The organism is Achromobacter sp. HZ01, assembly GCF_003267925.1.
Classification (GTDB): domain Bacteria; phylum Pseudomonadota; class Gammaproteobacteria; order Burkholderiales; family Burkholderiaceae_B; genus Achromobacter; species Achromobacter pulmonis_A.
On sequence record NZ_LWKV01000001.1, the window covers coordinates 1295594 to 1317842 of the forward strand.

Annotated in this window: 23 protein-coding genes; 9 read left to right on the forward strand and 14 right to left on the reverse strand. The window is 71.0% G+C overall.

All coding sequences use genetic code 11. From position 1 onward, the window contains the following. The first annotated feature begins 110 nt into the window (after nt 1-110). Complete coding sequence (locus tag A6B37_RS06035; protein ID WP_168202121.1) at nt 111-875, forward strand: IclR family transcriptional regulator; 765 nt, start codon at nt 111-113, stop codon at nt 873-875. Nucleotides 876-920: 45 nt separating this feature from the next. On the opposite strand, the gene argC is transcribed toward A6B37_RS06035, so the two are convergent. Beyond that, nucleotides 921-1853 carry an N-acetyl-gamma-glutamyl-phosphate reductase gene (gene argC / locus A6B37_RS06040; protein ID WP_111825211.1) on the reverse strand — a complete coding sequence of 311 codons (933 nt, stop codon included), beginning with the start codon at nt 1851-1853 and terminating at the stop codon, nt 921-923. Between the two features lie 130 nt (nt 1854-1983). On the opposite strand from argC, the gene A6B37_RS06045 reads away from it, so the two are divergent. Next, nucleotides 1984-2871, forward strand: a complete 888-nt coding sequence (locus A6B37_RS06045) for a LysR family transcriptional regulator (RefSeq protein WP_111825212.1) — start codon at nt 1984-1986, stop codon at nt 2869-2871. A 13-nt stretch (nt 2872-2884) separates the two neighbouring features. Here the strand turns inward: A6B37_RS06045 and A6B37_RS06050 are convergent, their stop codons facing one another. Next, nucleotides 2885-4672 carry a chloride channel protein gene (locus A6B37_RS06050; protein WP_111825213.1) on the reverse strand — a complete coding sequence of 596 codons (1788 nt, stop codon included), beginning with the start codon at nt 4670-4672 and terminating at the stop codon, nt 2885-2887. Nucleotides 4673-4753: 81 nt separating this feature from the next. Here A6B37_RS06050 and A6B37_RS06055 point away from each other — a divergent pair, with 81 nt between their 5' ends. From A6B37_RS06055 to A6B37_RS06085, 7 genes are all read left to right on the forward strand, one after another. Beyond that, complete coding sequence (locus A6B37_RS06055; RefSeq protein ID WP_246842384.1) at nt 4754-5212, forward strand: MarR family transcriptional regulator; 459 nt, start codon at nt 4754-4756, stop codon at nt 5210-5212. Nucleotides 5213-5314: 102 nt separating this feature from the next. Then, complete coding sequence (locus A6B37_RS06060) at nt 5315-6475, forward strand: HPP family protein (RefSeq protein WP_246842385.1); 1161 nt, start codon at nt 5315-5317, stop codon at nt 6473-6475. A 62-nt stretch (nt 6476-6537) separates the two neighbouring features. Beyond that, nucleotides 6538-8001: an ATP-binding protein gene (locus A6B37_RS06065; protein ID WP_111825214.1), complete on the forward strand. Its 1464-nt coding sequence runs from the start codon at nt 6538-6540 to the stop codon at nt 7999-8001. Then, nucleotides 7994-8602: a response regulator gene (locus tag A6B37_RS06070; protein ID WP_102771065.1), complete on the forward strand. Its 609-nt coding sequence runs from the start codon at nt 7994-7996 to the stop codon at nt 8600-8602. The genes A6B37_RS06065 and A6B37_RS06070 overlap by 8 nt, the downstream gene beginning before the upstream one ends. Before the next feature lie 117 nt (nt 8603-8719). Beyond that, complete coding sequence (locus A6B37_RS06075) at nt 8720-9205, forward strand: heme-binding protein (protein ID WP_102771064.1); 486 nt, start codon at nt 8720-8722, stop codon at nt 9203-9205. Between the two features lie 51 nt (nt 9206-9256). Then, nucleotides 9257-10639 carry a 3-deoxy-D-arabino-heptulosonate 7-phosphate synthase gene (locus A6B37_RS06080; RefSeq protein ID WP_111825215.1) on the forward strand — a complete coding sequence of 461 codons (1383 nt, stop codon included), beginning with the start codon at nt 9257-9259 and terminating at the stop codon, nt 10637-10639. 116 nt (nt 10640-10755) lie between these two features. Further along, nucleotides 10756-11322, forward strand: coding sequence for a surface-adhesin E family protein (locus A6B37_RS06085; RefSeq protein ID WP_102771062.1), 567 nt, complete (start codon nt 10756-10758; stop codon nt 11320-11322). 15 nt (nt 11323-11337) lie between these two features. On the opposite strand, the gene A6B37_RS06090 is transcribed toward A6B37_RS06085, so the two are convergent. From A6B37_RS06090 to narJ, 12 genes are all read right to left on the reverse strand, one after another. Continuing rightward, nucleotides 11338-12630 carry an O-acetylhomoserine aminocarboxypropyltransferase/cysteine synthase family protein gene (locus A6B37_RS06090; protein WP_102771061.1) on the reverse strand — a complete coding sequence of 431 codons (1293 nt, stop codon included), beginning with the start codon at nt 12628-12630 and terminating at the stop codon, nt 11338-11340. Nucleotides 12631-12717: 87 nt separating this feature from the next. After that, nucleotides 12718-13161 (reverse strand): SCP2 sterol-binding domain-containing protein, encoded by a 444-nt coding sequence (locus A6B37_RS06095; protein WP_102771060.1) that lies wholly within the window; start codon nt 13159-13161, stop codon nt 12718-12720. Then, entirely contained in the window at nt 13158-14057 is a 900-nt protein-coding gene (locus tag A6B37_RS06100) for a U32 family peptidase (protein WP_111825216.1), read from the reverse strand. The genes A6B37_RS06095 and A6B37_RS06100 overlap by 4 nt, the downstream gene beginning before the upstream one ends. Further along, nucleotides 14048-15064: a peptidase U32 family protein gene (locus tag A6B37_RS06105; protein ID WP_102771058.1), complete on the reverse strand. Its 1017-nt coding sequence runs from the start codon at nt 15062-15064 to the stop codon at nt 14048-14050. The genes A6B37_RS06100 and A6B37_RS06105 overlap by 10 nt, the downstream gene beginning before the upstream one ends. Nucleotides 15065-15225: 161 nt before the next feature. Continuing rightward, the gene (locus A6B37_RS06110) at nt 15226-15897 is read right to left on the reverse strand and encodes a response regulator transcription factor (protein ID WP_102771057.1); all 672 of its coding nucleotides are present in this window, start codon (nt 15895-15897) and stop codon (nt 15226-15228) included. A 13-nt stretch (nt 15898-15910) separates the two neighbouring features. Continuing rightward, nucleotides 15911-17845: a type IV pili methyl-accepting chemotaxis transducer N-terminal domain-containing protein gene (locus A6B37_RS06115; RefSeq protein ID WP_111825217.1), complete on the reverse strand. Its 1935-nt coding sequence runs from the start codon at nt 17843-17845 to the stop codon at nt 15911-15913. A gap of 95 nt (nt 17846-17940) precedes the next feature. Continuing rightward, nucleotides 17941-18438 carry a molybdopterin-guanine dinucleotide biosynthesis protein B gene (gene mobB / locus A6B37_RS06120; RefSeq protein ID WP_102771055.1) on the reverse strand — a complete coding sequence of 166 codons (498 nt, stop codon included), beginning with the start codon at nt 18436-18438 and terminating at the stop codon, nt 17941-17943. Further along, nucleotides 18435-19118 carry a carbonic anhydrase gene (locus tag A6B37_RS06125; RefSeq protein ID WP_111825218.1) on the reverse strand — a complete coding sequence of 228 codons (684 nt, stop codon included), beginning with the start codon at nt 19116-19118 and terminating at the stop codon, nt 18435-18437. The genes mobB and A6B37_RS06125 overlap by 4 nt, the downstream gene beginning before the upstream one ends. Before the next feature lies 1 nt (nt 19119). After that, nucleotides 19120-20118 (reverse strand): GTP 3',8-cyclase MoaA, encoded by a 999-nt coding sequence (gene moaA / locus A6B37_RS06130; protein ID WP_111825219.1) that lies wholly within the window; start codon nt 20116-20118, stop codon nt 19120-19122. Then, the gene (locus A6B37_RS06135) at nt 20115-20876 is read right to left on the reverse strand and encodes a peptidylprolyl isomerase (protein WP_111825220.1); all 762 of its coding nucleotides are present in this window, start codon (nt 20874-20876) and stop codon (nt 20115-20117) included. Before A6B37_RS06135 ends, moaA begins: the two co-directional genes overlap by 4 nt. Before the next feature lie 22 nt (nt 20877-20898). Further along, a complete protein-coding gene (gene narI / locus A6B37_RS06140; RefSeq protein ID WP_102771051.1) occupies nt 20899-21582 on the reverse strand; it encodes a respiratory nitrate reductase subunit gamma in 684 nt (227 codons plus the stop codon). An 18-nt stretch (nt 21583-21600) separates the two neighbouring features. Next, nucleotides 21601-22242 (reverse strand): nitrate reductase molybdenum cofactor assembly chaperone, encoded by a 642-nt coding sequence (gene narJ / locus A6B37_RS06145; RefSeq protein WP_111825221.1) that lies wholly within the window; start codon nt 22240-22242, stop codon nt 21601-21603. Nucleotides 22243-22249: the final 7 nt, after the last annotated feature.

Consider the following 22249-nt stretch of genomic DNA (forward strand, 5'->3'; position numbering starts at 1 on the left):
ATCGATGTTGGCCTATAAGCACGCGTGCGCGGGCCGCGCGAGGCCGATTTGCCAATCCGCGTCCCTTGGTGCACCCTCACCGCAAGTCTTTCCCATCACCGCTTACACCCATGAACAGTCTTCGCCGCATGCTCGATGTCCTGGATCTTTTTCAGCCCGAACGGCCGGTCCTGGATGTGGAAGCCATCTGCCGGCTGCGCGGCTACGCGCCGGCCACCGCCTACCGCTATGTCCGCGAGCTATGCGCCTGCGGGCTGCTGGTGCGCCTGCCCGCCGGCTATGCGCTGGGCCCGCGCATCATCGCGCTGGACCTGCAGATGCGGGAGTACGACCCCATGCTCACGCTGAGCCGCGACCTGATCGAGGAAATGTCCGCCCAGACCGGGCTGGACGTGCTGCTCAGCGAGCGCTACGACGACAAGGTCATCAACGTGCACCAGCAGGCCGGCCGCAACACCCAGGCCCTGAACTTCGGCCGCGGGCGCTACATGCCGCTGCTGCGCAGCGCGACGGCGCGCGTGATCCTGGCCAATCTCGGCCCGCGGCCCCTGCGCCGCGTCTACGACGAACATGCGGATGCGCCGGACATGCAGCGCCTGGCGCGCGACTGGAAGGCCTTTTCGCGCCTCATGCTGCAAGTGCGCAAGGCCGGCTACTGCATCAGCTCGGGAGAGCTGGATTCCGGCAAGACCGGCATCGCCGCGCCGATCTTCGATGAAGAAAACCACGTGCTGGGCAGCATCACGCTGATCGGGTCGCAGCCCGCCTTCGCGGCGTTCCGCGAAGACTATCTGGCCGGACTGGTGTGCGGCGCGGCCGCCGAGATCACGCGCCGCATCGCCCAGGCGCCGGCCCCGCTGCAGCATGCGGCCTGAACTGGCGGCGCTGGCGCAGCGCCTGGACGCGATCGGGGCGCCGAACTAGCGCATCGCCGCCAGCATCAGGTCCAGGTTCTGCACCGCCGCGCCCGAGGCGCCCTTGCCCAGGTTGTCGAACACCGCGGTCAGCAGGACCTGGCCGTGCTGCGCGTTGCCGTAGACCGCCAGGCGCAGGTCGTTGGTGCCGTTCAAGGCCTGCGGGTCCAGGTGGGTATGGCCGGCGGCTTCTTCGGGCGCCACCACCTGCACGTGGGCCGCTTGCGCGTAATGGCCCTGCAGGCAATCGTGCAGCCGCGCGGCGTCCACGCCCGGCGCCAGCAGCCGCAGCTGCAGCGGCACGGTCAGCACGATGCCCTGGCGGAACGCGCCGTAGGCCGGCACGAACACGGGCCGCTGCGTCAGGCCGGCGTGCCGCTGGATTTCCGGCGTGTGCTTGTGCGCCAGGCCCAGGCCATAGAGCTGGAACGCCGGGCCCCGCGGTCCGTCCGGATCTTCGTAGGCCTGCACGCTGGCGCGTCCGCCGCCCGAATAGCCCGACACCGCGTGCACGGCCACGGGATAGTCGGCCGGCACCAGGCCGGCGCGCACCAGCGGCCCCAGCAGCGCGATGGCGCCGGTGGGATAGCAGCCCGGATTGCTCACGCGCCGCGCCTGGGCGATCAGGCCGGCCTGCTCGGCGTTCATTTCCGGGAAACCGTAGACCCAGCCGGCGTCGGTGCGATGCGCCGAGCTGGCGTCGATGACCCGCACCGCCGGGTTGGCGATCGCCGCCACGGCCTGGCGCGCCGGCTCGTCGGGCAGGCACAGAATGGCGACGTCGCAGGCGTTGATCGCCTCGGCGCGGCGCTGCGGATTCTTGCGTTCGGCCTCGCGCAGGGTCAGCAGCCGCAGGTCGGCGCGTCCGTGCAGGCGCTCGTGGATCTGCAGGCCGGTGGTGCCCTGGTCGCCGTCGATGAAAACTAGAGGTTGGGTCATGTCGCGGGTTTCCCGTAGCAGGAGAGGATGGCGGAATAAGGCTCTATCATCGGCCGCGAGGCTGGATAACAAAAGTCGAATATCATGATCGTCTGATTCAGCTTTACTGAACGACGGAAACTTCACCATCATGCGCGCCATCAGCCTGGACCGGCTTCGCACCCTGGTCGCCATCGCCGACCTGGGCTCCTTTGCGCAGGCGGCCCGCGCCCTGTACCTGGCCCCGCCCACCGTCAGCCTGCACGTGGCCGACCTGGAGGCGCGCATCGGCGCGCCGCTGCTGACCCGCAAGCGCGGCCAGGTCCGGCCCACCGCCATCGGCGAAACCCTGCTGGAACGCGCCCGCCGCCTGCTGGCCGAAGCCGACCAGGCGCTCGACGACGTGCAACGCCAGGTGCAGGGGCTGGCCGGGCGCGTGCGGCTGGGCGCCTCCACCGGCGCCATCGCCCATCTGCTGCCGCAGGCGCTGGAATCGCTGGGACGCAACCACCCCGGCATCGACGTGCAGGTCGCGGTGCTGACTTCGCAGGAAACCCTGCAGCGCCTGGCCGACGGCACGCTGGACGTGGGGCTGGTGGCCCTGCCCCAGCCGCCGCTGGACGGCCTGGTGCTGCGGCCGTGGCGGCGCGACCCGATCATGGCCTTCCTGCCGGCCGGCTGGCGCGCGCCGGCCCGCATCGCGCCGGCCTGGCTGGCCGAGCGGCCGCTCATCCTGAATGACGCCAGCACGCGGCTCTCGCGCCAGACCACCGAATGGTTCGCCGCCGCCGGCCTGCACCCGCGCCCGCGCATCCAGCTCAACTACAACGACGCGATCAAAAGCCTGGTGGCGGCCGGCTACGGCGCCACGCTGCTGCCGCACGAAGCCACCGCGCCACAGCCCGATCCGCGCATCGCGATGCGCCCGCTGCGGCCCGCGCTGTGGCGTCCGCTGGGCATCGCGCACCGTGCCGGAAGCGTGGAACAGGCCACCCGGCACGTGCTGGACGTGTTATGGGAATTGCGCGCGGTGCGTTAGCGCAACGCCCGCCTCAGGCGCCGGCGGGGGGCGGCCGGCGGAAGTACGCCGTGCGCCGGCTTTCCTCGCGCAGCCGGCGCGCGCGCGAGCGGAACAGGTCCTTGCGGCCCACGATGCCGACCAGCCGGCCGCTGGCGCGGTCCAGGATGGGCACCCGGCCCGCGCCCGACAAGGCCATGCGGTCGGCGATCTGGCTGGCCAGTTCCTCGGGATAGCCATAGACCAGCTCGCGGCCCTGCAAGGCCGCGCCCAGGGTCTGCGCATGCAGCCCGCCGTCCAGCGCCCAGGCCAGGGTGTCGGCGCGGGTCACCTCGCCCACCACCTGCCCGTCGGCGTCCAGCACCGGATAGCTGGTATGCACCGGCTGAGCGGTCGTGAAATGCTCGATCGCCTGCGCCACGGTCCAGTCCTGCGGCAGGGTCTGCACCGGCGAAGTCATCACGTCGCGCACGCGCAGCAGGTCGAAGGGATCGACGCGGTATTCGCGGCTGATGTGGTGGCCGCGGCGCGCGATTTTCTCGGTCAGGATGGAGCGCTTGAGCAGCAGCACCGTGACCCCGTAGGCGAACACGCAGGCCGCCAGCACCGGCAGCAGCGCGCCCACGTCGCCGGTCAGTTCCACCGCGAACAGCGTGGCCGTCAGCGGCGCGCGCATGGTGCCGCCCATCATCGCGGCCATGCCCAGCAGCGCCCAGAAGCCGGCGTCGGCCTGCGGCAGCAGCGGCGTGGCCAGCGCGCCCAGCGCGCCGCCGAAGATCAGCAGCGGGGCCAGCACCCCGCCCGAGGTGCCCGACCCCAGCGCGATCGACCAGATCAGCACCTTGACCACCAGCAGCAGCAACACGGCCTGCAGGGCCAGGTCGCCGGCGAGCAGGTGGCGGATATTGTCGTAGCCCACGCCCAGCGCGGCCGGGTCGATCAGACCGCCGATGCCGATCGCCAGCCCGCCCAGGGCCGGCCACCACATCCAGTGCAGCGGCAGTTTTTCGAACAGGTCTTCGGCGGCATAGACCATCGAGGTCAGCACGCCCGAACCCAGCCCGGCCAGCACGCCGACCGCCGCGCAGGCGGCCAGATGCGCAGGCGTGAACGGCAGCGTGCCGGCGTAGGCGAAGATCGGCCCCGCGTCGAGCAGATAGGCGCGCGTGGCCGCGGCGACCAGCGCGGCCACCGCCACGGGCAGGAAGCTGCGCGGCTTCCATTCGAAAAGCAGCAATTCCACCGCCAGCAGCACCGCCGCCAGCGGCGTGGAGAAAATCGCCGTCATGCCGGCGGCCGCGCCGGCCACCAGCAGCGTCTTGCGCTCGCCGTCGTCCAGGTGAATGGTCTGGGCCAGCAGCGATCCGATCGCGCCGCCCGTCATGATGATGGGGCCTTCGGCCCCGAACGGCCCGCCCGTGCCGATGGACACGGCCGAGGACACCGGCTTCAGCACCGCCACCTTGGGCTGGATGCGGCTCTTGCCGATCAGAATGGCCTCCATCGCCTCCGGTATGCCGTGGCCGCGTATCTTCTCCGAGCCGTAGCGCGCCATCAGGCCGATGATCAGGCAACCGGCGACCGGAATCGCGACCGAGGCCGGCCCCAGCCGCCCGTCCGTGATCGGCAGGTCGGCGAAGGAAAACAGGCCGTGGTAGGCCAGGTTGGTGCACAGCGCGATCAGGCGCAGCAGCACCCATGCGGCGGCCACGCTGGCCAGGCCGACCGGAATGGCCAGGCCCATCAGCAGTACGACGCGTCTGTCGGTGGTGAAATCGCCCAGGCGCAGCGCGGCCCGGGCGGAAGCGGAATTGGCGGGCATGTTGGAAAAAGGGAAAAGAGATCCGCGTGAATTTGCGGAAAATCAATATATCGTATCACGATATATATTAGAATCTAACATGTGAATCAATCTGCCCCCCCGCCCCCCGCCACGCTGTCCGCGGCAGACTACGAACTGCTGTCCGACTTCCGCTACGCGCTGCGCCGCTTCTCGGTCTTCAGCGAAGGCGCCGCCGCCCGGCTGGACCTGATGCCGCAGCAGCACCAGGCCCTGCTGGCCATCAAGGGCGCGCGTTCGGCCGCCCCGGGCCGCCGCGGCCTGTATGTGGGCGAAATCGCCGAACGCCTGCTGATCCGGCCGCATACCGCCGCCGAACTGGTGGGGCGGCTGGCGCGGCTCGACCTGGTCAGCCGCGAACCGGACCCGCAGGACGGCCGCCGCGTCGAGGTCGTGCTCACGGCCAAGGCCGAACGCCTGCTGGAAGACCTTTCCGCCGCCCATCTGGAAGAGCTGCGCGCCATGCGGCCGCTGCTGACCCGCCTGCTCGCGCGCATCGGCGAAGAGCCGGACCAGGCCTGAATCGCGGTCCTGCTCCGCGCGGCATAAGCTTATGCTGCACCGCAACGCCCTGCGTGATAAATTATCGCCCCGCGACATAATCGGAGTCGCTTGGAGAAAGCAGTGGGTGTGGGTTTCATGCGCTGGCTGGGAGCGTTCGCGCCAGCGCCGGTGGGCGTCAATGGGCGCGAAAAGCTGTTTGGCGCGGTGGGCGCGCTGCTGGGCCTGTTCTGCACGGAATGGGTGGGCCGGCATGCGCTGGGATCGGCCAGCCCCTGGTTCATCGCGCCGATGGGCGCGTCCGCCGTGCTGCTCTTCGCCGCCCCCGCCAGCCCGCTGGCCCAGCCCTGGTCGCTGATGGCCGGCAATCTCATCGCCGCGCTGATCGGCGTGTTCTGCGCCCAGTTCATTCCCCTGCCCGGCCTGGCGGCCGCGGCCGCCGTGGCCCTGTCCATCGGCGCCATGTTCTCGCTGCGCTGCCTGCATCCGCCCAGCGGCGCGGTGGCGCTGACCGCGGTGCTGGGCGGCCCGCCCGTGGCCAAGCTGGGCTACGGCTTCGCGCTGTGGCCGGTGGCCCTGAATTCCCTCATCCTGCTGTGCATCGCCGTGGTCTTCAACGGCGCGCTCAAGCGCAACTACCCGCGCCGCCACGTCGACGCGGCCGGCGCCCACAGCACCCGCGATCCGGCGCCCAGCGCGCGGCTGGGCTTCAGCCTGCACGACCTGGACGAGGCGCTGAACCAGCGCGGCGAACTGCTGGACATCCGCAAGGAAGACCTGGAGGAAATCGTGCTGGCCGCCGAGCTGCGCGCCAGCGTGCGCCGCTACGGCGACGTGCGCTGCGCCGACATCATGTCGCGCGACGTGGTCACGGTGCGCGCCCACGATCCGCTGGATTACGCCGTGCGCCTGTTCGACAAGCACCGCGTGCAGGCCCTGCCGGTGCTGGACGAGAACGGCCGCTATGCCGGCATGATCGCCCAGGGCGACGTGCTGGCGCGCCGCAACCGGCTGGCCAGCGTGGCCGCCGACGCAACCGGCGTGCCGGACCTGGTGGTCGCGGACTGCATGCACAGCGAAGTGCCCTTCGCCACGCCGGGCCTGCCCGTCATCGAACTCGCGCGCCCGATGTCCGACGGCCTGCACTGCGTGCCGGTGCTGGACGAGTCGCGCGACCTGGTCGGGCTGGTAAGCCAGTCGGACCTGGTGGCCGCGCTCTACCAGATCGCCGTGTCCGCCGGCACCCAGGCCGACGATCCGCGCCTGGGCAGGCTGGCGGCCTGAGCGCCGCGTCTCCGTAGCCCTACGGATGCCTGCCGGCCGCGCGCGCAGGGCATAATCCAGGCGTGAAACCCCTTTCGCGCTCCGGCGCCCTACTCTGCTGGCTGGTCCTGTTCTGTCTCGGCGCCGTCTGGATCGGCCGGCAGGAATACACGGACCAGCACGAACGCTTTCTGCAGAACACCAGCGTGGCGCAGCGCATGCTGAGCCAGAAGACGGTGCAGCACGAAGCCGTGCTCGCCACGCTGGCCGCCCTATCCCATCCTCCCGCCCCCGAACGGCTCTACCCCAGCCTGCAGCCGGCCATGCCGCAGCTGCTGGGCCTGGGCCATCTGCACGACGGCGTCTGGCGCGGCAGCATGGCCGCGCCAGATGGCCTGCCCGAGGCGATCGGGCGCGCGCGCCAGATGCAGCGCCCGGTGACGCTGCCCGTGGACGATGCGCGCTACTGGCTGGCGGCGCCGTCCGGCTGGAGCCTGCTGCTCGATGCGCGCCAACTGGTGCCGGCGGCCGACTTCCCGCCGGGGCTGGCCAACCTGACGCTGACCGTGGGCGCCGCGCCGCTGCGCCTGCTGGACAAGCAGCCCGAAGGCGGCGCGCCCGGCTGGCGGCTCGCGTTGCAGAAGCCGCTGGGCGCGGCCAGCCAGCCCTTCACGATGCGCAGCGAGCGCCGCCTGACGCCCGACACCTGGCCCTGGACCGCATGGCTCGCCTGGGCCGTGGCCAGCGCCTTGCTGGTGGCCGGCGCCGTGGCCTGGCAGCGCTCGCGCGCCGAGGCCCGCCGCCGCCAGGAACAGCTGCGGCTGGGCGCGATGGCCCGGCTGGGCGCGCTGGGCGAGATGGCCGCCGGCATCGCCCATGAACTGAACCAGCCGCTGACCGCCATCCTGGCGCAGACCCGCGCCGCCGAACGGCTGCTGGACGACGAAGAAGAGCGCCCCGCGGTGCGCCGCGCGCTGCTGGCCAGCGCCGAACAGGCCAAGCGCGCCGCCGACATCATCAGCCGCATGCGCGCGCTGGTGCGGCCCAGTTCGCCGGGGCGGCGCGAAGCCCTGGACCCGGACGCGCTGGTGGCCTCGCTGCGCTTTCTGCGCGAGCCCGAACTCGCCGGCCAGGGCATCAGGCTGACGTGGCGCAACGCCAGCCCCGGCGCGCGGCCGCTGGGCGACCGCGTCGCGCTGGAGCAGATCCTGCACAACCTGGTCCAGAACGCCGCCGACGCGCTGGCCGGCGCGGACGGCGCGCGCCACATCGCGCTGGAGGGCCGCGCCGACGGCGCCAGCTATCTGTTCAGCGTCAGCGACACCGGCCCGGGCATCGCCGCCGACGCGCTGCCGCGCCTGTTCGCGCCGTTCTATACCACCCGGCCGCAAGGCATGGGCCTGGGCCTGGCGCTGTGCGAGACCCTGGCCGGCGCCATGGACGGCCGCATCGCCGCGCGCAACCTCAGCCCGGCCGGCGCCTGCTTCACGCTCAGCCTGCCGCTGGCGGGCGGCGCGCCGGCCGCCACAGGAATCTCCCATGCTTGAACAATCTCCGCTGGTGTATCTGGTCGACGACGACGACGCGGTGCGCGACGGGCTGGCGCTGCTGTTGCGCAGCGTGGGCCTGCGCAGCGAGGGCCATGCTGATCCCCAGGCTTTTCTGGCGGCGCTGACGCCGCAGTCCATCGGCTGCGTGGTGCTCGACATCCGCATGCCCGGCATCAGCGGCCTGGACGTGCTGAGCCGGCTGGCCGCGCAATCCGACCTGCCGGTGGTCATGCTCACCGGCCACGCCAACGTCGACCTGTGCCGCCGCGCCTTCAAGGGCGGCGCCATGGAATTCCTGCAAAAGCCGGTGGACGACGACGTGTTCCTGGACGCGGTGCAGGCCGCCGTGCGCACCCATATCGCCAGCCGCGAGAAACTCGCCGTGACGCAGGCCGCGCAGGAGCGGCTGGAGCGCCTGTCCGGGCGCGAGCGCGAAGTACTGGAACGCATCGTGCAGGGCCTGAGCAACAAGGAGATCGCGCGCGAGTTCGACCTGTCGCCGCGCACCGTCGAAACCTACCGCGCCAATGTGTTCGCCAAGCTCGAGGCCGACACCCTGGCCGCGCTGATCCGCGAATACGCCGTGCTGCTGGGCTGACCGCCCGGCGGCCTCCGTAGCCCTACGGAGCCGCCAGCGTAACCGACCGGCTACCGCCGCCGCGCCGCCATCTTTAATCTGTCTGCTCCTGTTATCTATTCCTGAAAGGACCCAGACATGTCGCCCAAATTCCTCGCTTGCGCCACCCTCCTCGCCTGCGCCGGCGCCGCCAACGCGGCCGTGCTGACCGAGAGCAACCTGTCCATGGCCGATGCGCAGAAGCTGGCCACCGAGACCGTCGCCGCCTGCCAGGCCAAGGGCTACAACGTCAGCGCCGCGGTGGTGGACCGCGCCGGCCTGCTCAAGGCCTTCGCCCGCGCCGACAACGCCGGCCCGCACACCATCGAAGCCAGCCGCGCCAAGGCGTTCACCGCGGTCTCGGCCAAGTCGCCCACGCTGGCCATGATGGAGAACGCGCAGAAGAATCCCGGCGCCGCCAACCTGACGGATATCCCGGGCTTTCTGCTGCTGGGCGGCGGCGTGCCGGTCAAGGCCGGCGCAAACGTGATCGGCGCCATCGGCGTGGCCGGCGCGCCGGGCGGCCACCTGGACGCCCAGTGCGCCGACGCCGTGCTGGAACAGAACGCCGCCATGTTCAAGTAGGCCGCGGCCCGGCGCGTTGCGGCGCACGCCGCGACGCGTTAGGCTCGCGCCATGCTCCCGTCCCCTCATCCCCTGCTGGACGCGACGCTGCGGGCAGCGGCCCGCCGCTACCGCGTGCCGGCCGTGTCCGAACTGTCCGCACATGACGCCGGCGCGGCCGCCGCGCTGGCCGTCTCCATCGAACACGCCCGTCGGGCGCTGGCCGCCGGCGAAACGCCGCCGCCAGCCCTGCGCCATGCCTTCCTGGCGGCGCTGGCGCGCCTGATCCGCGAGGCCTTGCGCGAACCGGGCGGCGACCCGGTATTCCAGGCGCTGCTGCTGCGGCATCGCAACGCCAGCGTGCGCGAGTATGCGGCGCTGTCGGCCGGCGCGGCCCGCGACCGCCGCGATCTGGTGGCCGCCGCCAACACGCTGGCCCATCCCGCCAAGCTGGAACGCATGCCGGCGGCCCCGCCGCGCGCCGCGCTGGCCCGCCTGCACGCGGCGGCCATCGCGCAATCGTGGGCCGAACTGGCGCGGGCCGCGGACGAACTGCTGGGCCTGCCCGGGGCGTGCGATCCGGCCGTGCTGCAGCGGCTGCTGGCCGGCCCCGCCTTGCGGCGCCTGCAGCGCCTGGACGCGCTGGCCTCGGACGCCGAAGTGCGCCGCTACCGCGAACGGTGGCTAAGCCAGGGGCCGGCGCCCGGCAGCGCCGACGCCGCCGCGCAGGGCGATGCCTCGCGCGAGCGCGGCGCCGCCGTCGAAGCGCTGGCCTTGCGGGCCATGCAGGCCCTGGCCCGCGCGCTCAACGCGGCCGCGGACGGCGCGCCGTACCTGGCCGTGTCCTCGATGCGCGTGCCCCCGTCGATCCCGGCCAGCGCCGAGCGCGCCAAGAGCGAATGGGACGCCGCCCTGCTGCGGCGCGCCGGCGGCGGCGACGCCGCGCCGACCTGGGACGTGTGCCTGCTGCTGGAGGCCAAGGCCTCGGCCGACGCGGCGGCCACGGATTTTCCGCGCCTGCTGCGCGGGCTGCGCCTGTTGGCGCACGCCGACGCGCAGACCGACTACCCGTTCCGCGCGCGCGAAGGCGGCTATGCGCTGCGCGGCGGCTCGCTGCGCGCGCTGCCGACGGAGGGCCCGGCGCTGGAACGGGCCGTGCTTTATTTCAGCGACGCCCCCGCCGACGCCAGGCCGCGCCTGCTCAGCGCCGCCAGCCGCATGCAGTTGCTGGGCGCCGACGCCAGCCTGGACTACGCCGGCCGGCTGACGCAAGGCGAAGACGCGCCCGCCGCCATGCTGGAACCGGTCTGGACGCTGCTGCTGGAGTCTCCGCAATGGGCCGGGGTGCTGCAGCAATACCCCATGCTGCGCCAGGCGCGCGAGCTGATGGTGCATGCGGACGACCTGATGGCGGCCATTGCGGCGTCGCAATCCGGACATCGCGCTGCGCCGTAAGGACTGCACCGAAAGAATGGCCCCCGCATGAGGCGCGCGCCGTTTATGATCGGGAACGTCCCATGGTCTTTCGTCGGTCTGCCATGGCCTGCATGCTCACCCCACGGAACCCTCCCATGATCGCCAGGCACGCAAGACTGCGACTCGTCCTGGCCGCGCTGGCCGCGGCCCTGTGGAGTCCCGCCGCGCCGGCCGCCCCGCCCGGCGCCTGCGAAACCGTCACGGTGCGCGAGGGCGACCCGGTGCCGCCCGGCGCCTGCGCCGTGAACGTGCTGCCGCGCGACCCGGGGCCGGCGGGCATGCTGTTCGGCGGCCCGGACTGGGTGCCGCTGGACCCCCAGGCCATGCCGGGCGTGTTCTACGACAGCGCTTCGATCAAGCCCGTATCCGACAGCCCGGCCGTCATGGCCGTCACCGTGGCCTGGTTCTACGCCCAGCCGCGGATCTCCGAAGCCAACGGCAAGCCCTACCGCTCGGTGGCCCAGCCGGTCGTGCTCAATTGCGCGGCCGAAACCTACAGCGTGGAACGCACGCTGCACTACGCCGGCGAGAACGCCACCGGCGAACTGGTGGAAGCGACGCCGACGGCCGGCATCCACGATGCGCCGGTCGCGCACGACCCGGTGCAGCGCAAGCTGCGCGGGCTGATCTGCCCGGCCGCCGGCAAGCGCCCGCGCAAATAGGCGGGCGCGCGGCGCTCAGGCCTTGGCCAGCGCCTGGTCCAGGTCGGCCAGCAGGTCGTCGATATGCTCGATGCCGATGGACAGGCGCACGGTTTCCTCGCGCACGCCCGCCTTCTGCAGTTCTTCCGGATTGAGCTGGCGGTGCGTGGTGGAGGCCGGATGCGTGGCCAGCGACTTGGCGTCGCCGATGTTGACCAGCCGGGTGAAGAGCTGCAGCGCGTCCTGGAAGCGCGCGCCGGCCTCGCGCCCGCCCTTGACGCCGAAGGTGAACAGGCCCGGGGCCTTGCCGCCCAGGTATTTCTGCGCCAGCGCGTGGTCGGGATGGTCGGGCAGGCCCGCGTAGTTGACCCATTCGACCTTGGGATGCTCGCGCAGGAAGTTGGCGACCTTGACCGCGTTCTCGACGATACGGTCCACGCGCAGCGCCAGGGTCTCGATGCCCTGCAGGATCTGGAAGGCGTTGAAGGGCGAGATCGCCGCGCCGGTATTGCGCAGCGGCACCACGCGGGCCCGGCCGATATAGGCGGCCGCGCCGAAGGCTTCGGTGTAGACCACGCCGTGGTAGCTCACGTCCGGCTCGTTCAGGCGCTTGAAGCGGCTCTTGTGCTCGGCCCAGGGGAACTTGCCCGAGTCGATGATGGCCCCGCCCAGGCTGGTGCCGTGGCCGCCCAGGTACTTGGTCAGCGACTGCACCACGATGTCGGCCCCGTGCTCGATCGGGCGCAGCAGGTAAGGCGACGGCACGGTGTTGTCGACGATCAGCGGCAGGCCGTGGCGGTGCGCCAGTTCGGCCAGGGCCGCGATGTCCGTGATGTTGCCCAGCGGGTTGCCGACGGACTCGGCGAAGATGGCCTTGGTGCGCTCGTCGATCTGCGCCTCGAAGCTGGCCAGGTCGGCCGGATTGGCGAAGCGCGTGGTGATGCCGTATTGCGGCAGCGTGTGCGCGAAGAGGTTGTAGGTGCCGCCGTACAGGGTGCTGGAGGACACGATGTTGTCGCCCGCTTCGGCGATGGTCAGGATGGCGTAGGTCACCGCGGACTGGCCCGAGGCCAGCGCCAGCGCGGCGACGCCGCCTTCCAGGGCCGCGACGCGCTGCTCGAGCACGTCGGTGGTCGGGTTCATGATGCGGGTGTAGATGTTGCCCGGCACCTTGAGGTCGAACAGGTCCGCGCCGTGCTGCGTATCGTCGAACGCATAGGCCACGGTCTGGTAGATGGGCACCGCCACCGCGCGCGTGGTGGGGTCGGGGCGGTAGCCGCCATGCACCGCGATGGTTTCTAGCCGCCAGGACTGTTTCGGATCGCTCATGTGTCTCTCTGGTTTCGTTATGGAAGGGAACTGTCCCTCGCTATAGTAGCCGCCCTCCCAGGCGAATGGACCAGAGGCCGCGCGCGGTCAGGGCCGCAGCGGCGCGTCCACGCCGGCGGCGCGCTGCAGCCAGGCCGGCCGGGGCGCGGCGTCCAGCCAGTTCTTGACGATCAGGCCCAGTTCGGTGTCGCCCGATATGCGCAGGCGGCGCTGGAAGAACAGCGTGTCGGCGTCGGTTTCCTGGCGCATCAGCGCCAGCAGCTCGGCCGCCTTGGCGCCCAGCTCCAGTTCGGCCGGCGCGCCGTTCCAGACGGGCCGGAACGCGCCGCGTTTCACGGTGAAGCAGTTGCGCAGGCCCAGGTCCTCGACCGTGATGGCGAAGCTGCGCCCTTCCAGTTCCGGCGGCGGCGCCAGCCATTTGAGGCGGCGCGCCACTTCGAGGCCGGCGACGAAGTGCAGCGACACCAGCGGCGTGGGCAGGCGCCGGCCGATGCGGGCCAGCATGGCGGGCAGGACGATGGGCGGGCTCATGCCGCTTCCTCCAGCAGATCGATGCCCGCGCGGCCATGGAAATAGCCGTTGCAGCGTTCGATGCCCGCCGGCGGCGCCACCGGGACCGGCCGGCGGCCCTGGCGCATCGCGTCGAGCGCGGCCACGGCTTCCAGCGTGCCCGACGATTGCGGACTGACGCGCAGCACCTCCACGCCGAGCGCGGCCAGGCTGGGCGCCAGCGGCAGCAGGTCCAGGCAGGCCGCGGACTGCACCTGAATGCCGTTGATGGCCAGGAAGCCGCGCGATTCGCGGGTGCGCATGTCCAGGCCGTCGGGATGCTCGATGCAGCGGAAACCGCAGTCGTCCTTCTTCAGGCGGAAGTGGCGCGCCGTGAAGCAGCGCGCCGAGAACGCCAGCGCCATGCGGCCCCACACCAAGGCCTCGGCCTCCAGTCCCACGGGCCGTTCCTGCAACAGGCGGCCCAGGGTCTCGGCGTCCATTTCCAGCGGCGCGACGAAGCGCACGGCGCCGCGCTGCGCGAGCCAGTCCAGCGTGCCGCCGTGGTAGGCGTTCAGGTGCGGGCCGGCCACAAATGGGCGACCGGCCAGGTGGCGTATGGCGCCGATCTCGCCAGCCTCGACCGGAAAGTCGTCCTGCTCGCACAGTTTCCTGAGCGCGGCGGCCTCGGCGCCGGTCTCGATCAGTGTGCGGCCCGAGAGCACCACGGTCTTGCCGGCGGCGCGCAGGTCGCGCGCCAGGTCCAGCCAGTCGTCGGCGCGCAGCTCGTGGCGGCGGCTGCACACGGTTTCACCCACGTAGAGGATGTCGGCCGGGCTGTCGGCCAGCGCGGCGTAGAAGTCCAGCGTGTCGCGCCGCGGCCAGTAGTACAGCAGGGGGCCGACCGAGATCTGGAAGAAGTTGGGCGTTATTTCCATGGACGTTCGAATGCCCCTTGAGTGACCTGGGAACCCTCGGCATGGCGCGCCAGCATGGCGTTCCATTCGGGGCGCGGAGAAAAACGCGCGGCGTCGGCATGCGCGCTGTCGAGCGCGGCGCGCAGCGTGGACACCACTTGCGTGACGTAGGCCGGGCTGCGCTGGCGGCCTTCGATCTTGATGGCGGACACGCCCATCCCGGCCAGGCGCGGCAGCAGGCCGATGGCGTTCAGGCTGGTGGGCTCTTCGAGCGCGTGGTCGGATTGGCCGTCGACCTCGAAGCGGCCCTTGCACAGCGTGGGATACGCGGCCGGCTCGCCCGGTTCGTAGCGGTCGATCAGGATGCCGTTCAGGCGCGCGTCCATGCGGCCGTCGGTTTCCTCCCAGCGCACCGCGTGCGCCGGCGAGCACACGCCCTTGTTGTTGGGCGAGTCGCCGGTGGCGTAGGACGACAGCAGGCAGCGGCCTTCGGCCATGACGCACAGGCTGCCGAAGCCGAAGACCTCGACCTCGACGCTGACGTTGGCGCAGATGCGCGCGATCTCGGCCAGCGTCAGCACGCGCGGCAGCACCACGCGGCGGATGCCGAATTGTTCCTTCATGAGCTCGATGGCGTCGGCGTGGGTGGCCGAGCCCTGCACCGACAGGTGCAGGCGCAGGTCGGGATAGCGGTCGCTGGCGTAGGCCAGCAGGCCCGGATCGGCCATGATGACTGCGTCGGCGCCCAGGCCGTGGGCCGCGTCCACGGCGGCGCGCCATTCCTGCGCCCTGCCCGCCTGCACGAAGGTGTTGATGGCGAACAGCACCTGGCGCTTGCGGCTGTGGGCCAGCTCCACGCCGGCGCGGATGTCGGCTTCGGTGAAATTGAGCCCGGCGAAGTTGCGCGCGTTGGTGGCGTTCTTCAGGCCGAGATAGACGGTGTCGGCGCCGGCCTCCAGCGCCGCTTTCAGCGCAGCCAGGCTGCCGGCGGGAGCCACGAGCTCCATGGGTGAGGTTCGAGTATGCATGCCGGCCAGTCTATGGGCCGGGGGCATGCCGGGCCTTGTCGCAGATCAAACGCGGGGGGGTGGGATGGCGGCTGGCGCCGCCTGATGGGTGCAGCGCGAGAGATTCCGCGCAAGAACCCGGCCATCGAACGCGCGAAACCCATCAGGCGGCGCCAGCCGCCCTATTCCTCCACATACAACCCATGCTCCACCGCGTACACCGCCACCTGCACCCGACTGGTGAGATTGAGCTTCTTCAGCACGTTCTGCACATGGATCTTGACCGTGCTTTCGCTCACGTCGAGTTCGCGCGCGATGACCTTGTTGCTGGCGCCGCGCGCCAGCCACTGCACGATCTGCCGTTCGCGCGCGGTCAGGCGGTGGCGGTCGCCGCTGCCCGCGGCCTGCGCGCCCGCCCCGCCCTGGCCGGCCTGGCCGCGGAACTGCTCGACCAGCTTGGCGGTCATGCTGTCGGCGATCACCGGCTCGCCGCCGGCGGCGCGGCGGATGGCGGCGGTCAGCGCGTCGGCGTCAATGTTCTTGACCAGGTAGCCGCGCGCGCCGTCGCGCAGCGCCTGGCCCAGCTCGTCGGCCTCTTCGGAAACGGTCAGGATGATGACGGCGCAGGACGGCAGGTCCTGCGTCAGCAGCTGCAGGGTTTCCAACCCGGACAGCCCGGGCAGGTTGAGGTCGAGCAGCACCACGTCGGGCTTGAGCTCCTTGGCGCGCTTTAGGCCTTCGACCCCGTCGCCGGCCTCGGCCACGACCTCGAAGTCCGGCTGGCGCTGCAGCAGCAGGCGCACGCCCGAACGGAACAGGGTGTGGTCGTCGACGAGGAGAATACGGATAGGCATGGTCTGGAAAATATCAAGCGGCCTGGCGTTCGCTGCCCGGCAGGTTCAGCCGCACGCGCGTGCCGGCGCCGGGCTGCGATTCGAGTTTTATCATGGCGCGCATGCGGGCGGCGCGCTCGCGCATGATGTGCAGTCCGACATGCGACTCGCCGCGTTCGGCCACCTCGGCGGGGTCGAACCCCTGGCCGTTGTCGGCCACCAGCAGGCTGAAATCGCGGCCGTTGTCGACGGCGACTTCGACGCGGTCGGCCTCGGAATGCTTGCGCACGTTGGACAGGGCTTCCTGCAGGATGAACAGCACCTGCAGCTGCTGCTCCGGCGGCAGCGGCGCGCCCTGCCCCTGGCCGAAGCGCAGCTCGGTGGCGATGCCGGTCTGGCGGCGGAAGCGCTCCACCGTATCCTCGATGGCGGCCTGCAGGTCGCCCTGGGCCAGCTTGCTGCGGAAGTTGGTCAGCAGCTCGCGCACGTCCTGGTAGCTTTCGTCCACGCCGGCGCGCAGCAGCGGCAGGATTTCCTCGATTTCGTCGGCGTCGCCGCGCTTGACCGCCGCGTCCAGCATCTGCAGCTGCAGATTCAGGAAATTCAGGCCCTGGGCCAGGCTGTCGTGCAGCCCCTGGGCCACCAGCCCGCGCTCCTGCACCACGGCCAGCTGGCGCGCCTGCGCGCCCAGGCGCCGGTTGTCCAGCGCCACGCCCAGGTGCCGCCCCAGCGTTTCCAGCATCTGCGATTCCGCCGGCGTGAGCTGGCGCTCCCGGCGGAAATGCAGCGAGTACGAACCCAGCACCTCGTCGCGCGTGACGATGCGGAACACCGCCACGCTGGCGTAGCCTTCGCGCCGGCAGCTCAGGCTGCTGGCCAGCGCCGCCTTGCTCAGGTCCTGGATGACGATGACGCTCTTCTGGCGCGTGGCCGTGCCGCAATAGCAGTCGTCCACGTTCATGCAATGCTCGGACTCGACCAGCGCGTCGGACAGGCCGACCGAGACCATCAGGTTCAGCTTGTCGGTGGCCGGGTCGAGCGCGCGGATGCTGCCGCCTTCGGCGTCGAACTGCAGCATCACGCGGCGCAGGAAGCCGTCGCACAGCGCCTCGATCTCGTTGGGCTGGTTCAGGAAGGCCGCCATGTCGTAGAGCGCGCCGATGTCGCGGTTCTGCGCGGCCAGCTGGGCGGTTTTTTCCTCCACGCGCCGTTCCAGGCCGGTGTAGAGATCCTGCAATTCGTCGGCCATGCGGTTGTAGCCGCGCGCCAGCACGCCGAACTCGTCCTGGCTTTCCACCGGCAGCCGGGTGCTGAATTCGCGCGCGGCCATGCGCTGCAGGCCGTCGCGCAGGCGCAGCACCGGCGAGATGATCCACAGATACAGCAGGTAGATCATGGCCAGGGTGCCGGCGCTGGCGATGGCGGCCAGCACGCCCTGCGACAGGCGCAGCGAAGCGGTCTTGCCGGCGTTGTCCTGCTCGATCATGCGCACCAGCGAATCGGCGCGCTCGACAAACTCCGGCAGCGTTTCCAGGTAGGCCGCGGCGCTGGGCTGCCCCAGGGCGCGCAGGGCCACCGGTTTCATGATGTCGTTCCAGTAGCTGGCCACTTCCCGCCACTGGAGCCGGATGGCCTCGTCGTTGGGCAGGAACAGCGGACGGGCCGGATTGCCGCGCTCCAGGCGCGCGATGGTGTCGTCCATGACGTCGATCTGCTCGCGCGTGCGGAACTCGCGCCCGGCCTGCGGCCGCATCAGCTCCACCGCCACGCGGTTGGCCCGCATGCGCAGGCTGCCGGTGTCGTTGATGGCCGCGCCGGCGCCCTCCAGCTGCCAGGAGACCCACAGCGTCCAGCTGACCATGGCCAGCACCACCACCAGGGCCACCAGGGAACTGGCGACGATGCGCGTGGACAGCCGGTGCCGGGGCGATGGCAGGCTGTCGGAGTCGGCAGGAGCTGGCGGATTCATGGGGTTGGGAGCGGTCTGCGCCCGTGGAGCGGTATAACGGCCATCAGTGTAGCCCGACGCGCCCGCCGGCCCCGGCCGCGCGGCGGCCCGGACGTTCACGTCAGCCCCAGGGCGCGGCAGATGAAGGCCGCGACCTCGGCCGGCTGGCCCAGGGGAAGACACGGCAGTGCGATATCGAGCGGCACGTCGGTCGCCACCGCCAGGAAACCGGGGTCTTCGGCATGCAGCGGCGGCTTGCCCACGGCCGGCCGGTAGACTTCCAGCCGCGGCACCTCGGCGCGCTTGAAGCCTTCGACCAGCACCAGGTCGGCCGGCGACAGGCGCGCCAGCTGCTCGTCCAGCGTGGGTTCGGGCGCGCCGCGCAGTTCGTGGACGATGGCGAAGCGAAACGGCGAGGCGATCATCACCTCCTGGGCGCCCGCCGCGCGAAAGCGCGCGCTGTCCTTGGCCGGCGGCTCCATCTGGAAATCGTGGTGGCTGTGCTTGACCACATTGACCTTGAGGCCGCGCGCGGCCAGCACCGGCAGCATGGCCTCTATCAGGGTGGTCTTGCCGCTGCCGGACCGGCCGGCGATAGCGAAAACTGGGCTCATCCTAGCTCCGTGAACAATGGGCATACGATGGGCAGAAACGCGTCCGCCCGAGCCGAGTATGCCAGCAAAGCGCCGGCGGCCAGGTCGAAGTACCAGCCATGCAGGGTCAGGCGGCCGGCCTCCAGCGCCCGGCGCACGAAGAACAGCTCTTCCAGGTTGCGCAGCGAGATCAGGATGGAGGCCTGCTCGCAGGCGCGGCGTCGCTCGGCGGGCGTGGCCTCGGGCATCTGCTGCAGCACCCGGCTGCGCGCCGGCTCGGCGATGTCCATCCAGCGCTCGATGTAGTCGGGCTCGCCCCCCGCGTCGGCGCGCCGCGCGGGCCGGCTGCCTGTCCCGCGCTCCATCAGGGTGCGGATGCCGCCGCATTGCCCGTGGCCCAGCACGATGACGCGGCTGACCTGCAGCTGCTCGACCGCGAACTGGATGGCCGCCAGCACGCCTTGCAGGCCGCGGTCCATGTTGGACGGCGGCACCAGGTTGGCCACGTTGCGCACGGTGAAGATGTCTCCCGGGTCGCAGCCCAGCAGCATGGCGGGGTCGACGCGCGAATCGCAGCAGCCGATCAGCAGCGTGCTGGGGTGCTGCCCGTCTCGCAGGCTGCGGTACAGCGAAGGTGCGTCCTCGTAGTACTGCTGCTGGAAACGCTGGAAACCGTCGACCAGGCGTTCGATGTCGCGCATGTCATCCTCCCGTCTGCGCCATGAATCGCACGATGCGTTCCGGCCGGCTGGAGAACTCGTGCCGCTCCGGCTTGGCCGCGATGCCGGCCCGGATGGCGCGCACCAGGTCGGCGTCGCTCGCGCCCTCGCGCAGCTGCCGGCCCAGCGGCACCTGGTCTTCCTGGCCCAGGCACAGGTACAGCGTGCCGTCCACGCCCAGCCGAACGCGATTACAGCTGGCGCAGAAATGGCGCGACATGGGCGTGATCACGCCCAGTGCCGGCGCGCCATCGCCCGTGCCCCAGTAGCGCGCGGGGCCGCCGCCCGCGGGCTCCAGCGCCGGCACCAGGCCGGCGTCGCGGGCTAGGCGCGCGCCCATCGCGTTCAGGTCGGTATGGCTGAACCCGCGGCCGCACTCGCCCATCGGCATGGGCTCGATCAGACGCAGCACGAAGCCCTGCGCCAGCGCGTAGTCCAGCAACCGGCGCACCTCGGCCTCGGGCGTGGCCGCGTGCACCACGCTGTTGAGCTTGATGGGCGCGAAGCCCGCGCGGCGCGCCGCGTCCAGGCCTTCCAGCACCGATGCCAGGCAGTCGCGGCCGGTGATGCGGCCGAAGGCGGCCGCGTCCAGCGTGTCCAGGCTGACGTTCAGGCGCGTCACGCCGGCGGCGCGCAAGGCCTGTGCGTGGCGCGCGAGCCGGGTGCCGTTGGTCGAGACCGACAGATCCGTCAGCCCCGGCATGGCGGCGATGGCGCCGGCCAGGCCCGCCAGCCCGCGGCGCAACAGCGGCTCGCCGCCGGTCAGCCGGACCTTGCGCACGCCCAGCCCGGCGAACAGGCCGACCAGGCGCTGCATTTCGGCGTGGTCCAGCCAGTTGGCCGGCGTTTCGAAGCCCTTGAAATCCTTGGGCAGGCAATAGCTGCAGCGCAGGTCGCAACGGTCGGTGACGGACACGCGCAGGTAATCGATGCGGCGTCCGTAGCCGTCTTGCAGCGGTGAAGCGGATGGCGCGTCCATCATGCGGGGCCTGCGCTGTAGACCCGCTCGGGTTCGCCGTCGTCCAGGTCGATGCCTTCGATCCGGGCGCGGCCGACCAGCAGCTTGATGTACTGGCGCCAGGCGGTGTCGCGGCTCATGGCCGTGAGCGCCGCGGCGATCTGGCCGGCCACGTGTTCGTAGGGCAGCAGCCGCCCTTCGATGCGGCGCGTCACCCGCAGGATGTGCAGGCCGTGGCGCGTCTGCAGCAGCTGCGGCAGCAGGCCGCCGGCCGGCAGCGCGAACAGCGCGCGCTCGAACTCCGGCACCGTATCGCCGCGGCCCAGCTGGCCCAGGCTGCCGCCGACCGCGGCCGACGGGCAGTTGGACTGCTCGCGCGCCACCTCGGCAAAGCGCGAGGGGTCGGCCAGCAGCGCTTCCAGCACCATGGTGGCGTGCCCGCGCAGCATGTCCAGGTTCACGCCGGGCGTGACCTGGAACAGGATGTGGTCGGCCTCGACCAGCTCGCCCGCCATAAAGCGCTCGGGGTGCATCTGGTAATGGCGGCGGCAGGCCGCCTCGTCGGCCTCGGGCGCGGTCGCCTCGCGGGCCAGCAGTTCGCCGATGGCGGCCTCCTCGTCCGCGGCGTCCAGCCCCTGCCGGCCGGCTTCGTCCAGCAGCACGCGGCGCAGCACCAGGGCGGTGACCGCCGCGCGCATGGGATTGTCGGCCTGCTGGTGCTGCGGCAGTTCCTGTTCCAGATCGGCGTCGTTCAGTTCGACGCCATTGACGATGACGGGCATGTTCGGCTCCTGGTGACGGGGTTCAGCGCGGGCGCACCAGCTGCCAGGCGCGGCCCAGGTACCCCAGCGAGGCGAAGCCGCTCCAGATGTGCACCAGCCGGGTGAACGGGAAGATCAGGAACAGCGTCAGGCCCATGAACAGGTGCGCCTTGAACAGGAACGGCGCGTCCGTGATATGGCTGGCGGCGTCGCCGCGGAAGGTGACGATATGCTGGGCCCAGGTCATCAGGCGCACCATCATTTCGCCGTCCATGTGGCCGGCCGACACGACGATGGTGGACAGGCCCAGCAGCAGCGTGACCAGGATCCACAGCAGCAGCACCTTGTCGCCGGTGCGCGTGGTGGCGCGGATGCGCGGATCGCTCAGGCGGCGGTGGATCAGGATCGCCAGGCCGATCAGGCAGATGATGCCCATGACCCCGCCGGCCGCCATGGCCACGCCCTGCTTGAACGTATGCGACACGCCCAGCGCGTCCCACACCACCACCGGGGTCAGCAGGCCCACCAGATGGCCGAAGAACAGGCCCAGTATGCCGACGTGGAACAGGATGTTGCCCAGCCGCAGCTGGCCGCGGTGCAGCAGCTGCGAGCTGTCCGACTTCCAGGTGTACTGCTCGCGCTCGAAGCGCACCAGGCTGCCCAGCAGGAAGATGGCGCCCGCGATATAGGGATAGATGCCGAAGAAGAACTGGTTCAGGGTGTTCATGTTGCGTCGTCCTGAAGATTAATGGGCCATGCGCGGATGGAAGCGCACGGTCTGCGCGCCATCGCCCGAGAACGGCCGCAAGAGCGGTTCCACGCCGTCATGGCCGGCGCCGTACATCTCCATGGCCTCGTCCATGTCGCGCACGGGCGCATCGGTCTGCTCGCGCGGGATCACTCGCGACCGGGCGCGCAGCACGGCGAAGACGCAGGCGTAGGGGCTGTCGTCACGGGCCAGGCGCGCGCCGATCGCCGCCAGCACGTGGATGGCGTCGTCCAGCAGCGCCTGGGCCTGGTCGGGGTCGATCACGCCCAGGAATTCCAGGAACAGCGGCACGTGGTCGGGCAGCTCGGCGGCCACCGGCTCGAAGCCGTGCTGGCGATAGGTCTGCAGCAGATCCACCATGGCCTGGCCGCGGTCGCGGCTTTCGCCGTGCACGTGCTCGAACAGGTGCAGCGAATGCGAGCGGTTGCGGTCGAAGGTGGCCACGTAGTTCTCCTGCAGCGAAATCAGGTCGTGGGTGGCCAGGTACGCCATCAGCGGCTGCAAGGCCTCTTCGGCGTCGGGATCGTCGGCCAGCACGGTTTCGATCTCGCCCAGCGCGTCCAGCAGCTCGGGCTCGGGATAACACAGCAAGGCGGAAAGCAGGCGGTACGGACTCATGGTTTTC

What these genes read in the sequence shown, in the direction of transcription:
- A6B37_RS06035 (WP_168202121.1), top strand. Translation starts at nt 111, where the DNA reads ATGAACAGTCTTCGCCGCATGCTCGATGTCCTGGATCTTTTTCAGCCC.
- argC (WP_111825211.1), bottom strand. Translation starts at nt 1,853, where the DNA reads ATGACCCAACCTCTAGTTTTCATCGACGGCGACCAGGGCACCACCGGC.
- A6B37_RS06045 (WP_111825212.1), top strand. Translation starts at nt 1,984, where the DNA reads ATGCGCGCCATCAGCCTGGACCGGCTTCGCACCCTGGTCGCCATCGCC.
- A6B37_RS06050 (WP_111825213.1), bottom strand. Translation starts at nt 4,672, where the DNA reads ATGCCCGCCAATTCCGCTTCCGCCCGGGCCGCGCTGCGCCTGGGCGAT.
- A6B37_RS06070 (WP_102771065.1), top strand. Translation starts at nt 7,994, where the DNA reads ATGCTTGAACAATCTCCGCTGGTGTATCTGGTCGACGACGACGACGCG.
- A6B37_RS06075 (WP_102771064.1), top strand. Translation starts at nt 8,720, where the DNA reads ATGTCGCCCAAATTCCTCGCTTGCGCCACCCTCCTCGCCTGCGCCGGC.
- A6B37_RS06080 (WP_111825215.1), top strand. Translation starts at nt 9,257, where the DNA reads ATGCTCCCGTCCCCTCATCCCCTGCTGGACGCGACGCTGCGGGCAGCG.
- A6B37_RS06085 (WP_102771062.1), top strand. Translation starts at nt 10,756, where the DNA reads ATGATCGCCAGGCACGCAAGACTGCGACTCGTCCTGGCCGCGCTGGCC.
- A6B37_RS06090 (WP_102771061.1), bottom strand. Translation starts at nt 12,630, where the DNA reads ATGAGCGATCCGAAACAGTCCTGGCGGCTAGAAACCATCGCGGTGCAT.
- A6B37_RS06095 (WP_102771060.1), bottom strand. Translation starts at nt 13,161, where the DNA reads ATGAGCCCGCCCATCGTCCTGCCCGCCATGCTGGCCCGCATCGGCCGG.
- A6B37_RS06100 (WP_111825216.1), bottom strand. Translation starts at nt 14,057, where the DNA reads ATGGAAATAACGCCCAACTTCTTCCAGATCTCGGTCGGCCCCCTGCTG.
- A6B37_RS06105 (WP_102771058.1), bottom strand. Translation starts at nt 15,064, where the DNA reads ATGCATACTCGAACCTCACCCATGGAGCTCGTGGCTCCCGCCGGCAGC.
- A6B37_RS06110 (WP_102771057.1), bottom strand. Translation starts at nt 15,897, where the DNA reads ATGCCTATCCGTATTCTCCTCGTCGACGACCACACCCTGTTCCGTTCG.
- A6B37_RS06115 (WP_111825217.1), bottom strand. Translation starts at nt 17,845, where the DNA reads ATGAATCCGCCAGCTCCTGCCGACTCCGACAGCCTGCCATCGCCCCGG.
- mobB (WP_102771055.1), bottom strand. Translation starts at nt 18,438, where the DNA reads ATGAGCCCAGTTTTCGCTATCGCCGGCCGGTCCGGCAGCGGCAAGACC.
- A6B37_RS06125 (WP_111825218.1), bottom strand. Translation starts at nt 19,118, where the DNA reads ATGCGCGACATCGAACGCCTGGTCGACGGTTTCCAGCGTTTCCAGCAG.
- moaA (WP_111825219.1), bottom strand. Translation starts at nt 20,118, where the DNA reads ATGATGGACGCGCCATCCGCTTCACCGCTGCAAGACGGCTACGGACGC.
- A6B37_RS06135 (WP_111825220.1), bottom strand. Translation starts at nt 20,876, where the DNA reads ATGCCCGTCATCGTCAATGGCGTCGAACTGAACGACGCCGATCTGGAA.
- narI (WP_102771051.1), bottom strand. Translation starts at nt 21,582, where the DNA reads ATGAACACCCTGAACCAGTTCTTCTTCGGCATCTATCCCTATATCGCG.
- narJ (WP_111825221.1), bottom strand. Translation starts at nt 22,242, where the DNA reads ATGAGTCCGTACCGCCTGCTTTCCGCCTTGCTGTGTTATCCCGAGCCC.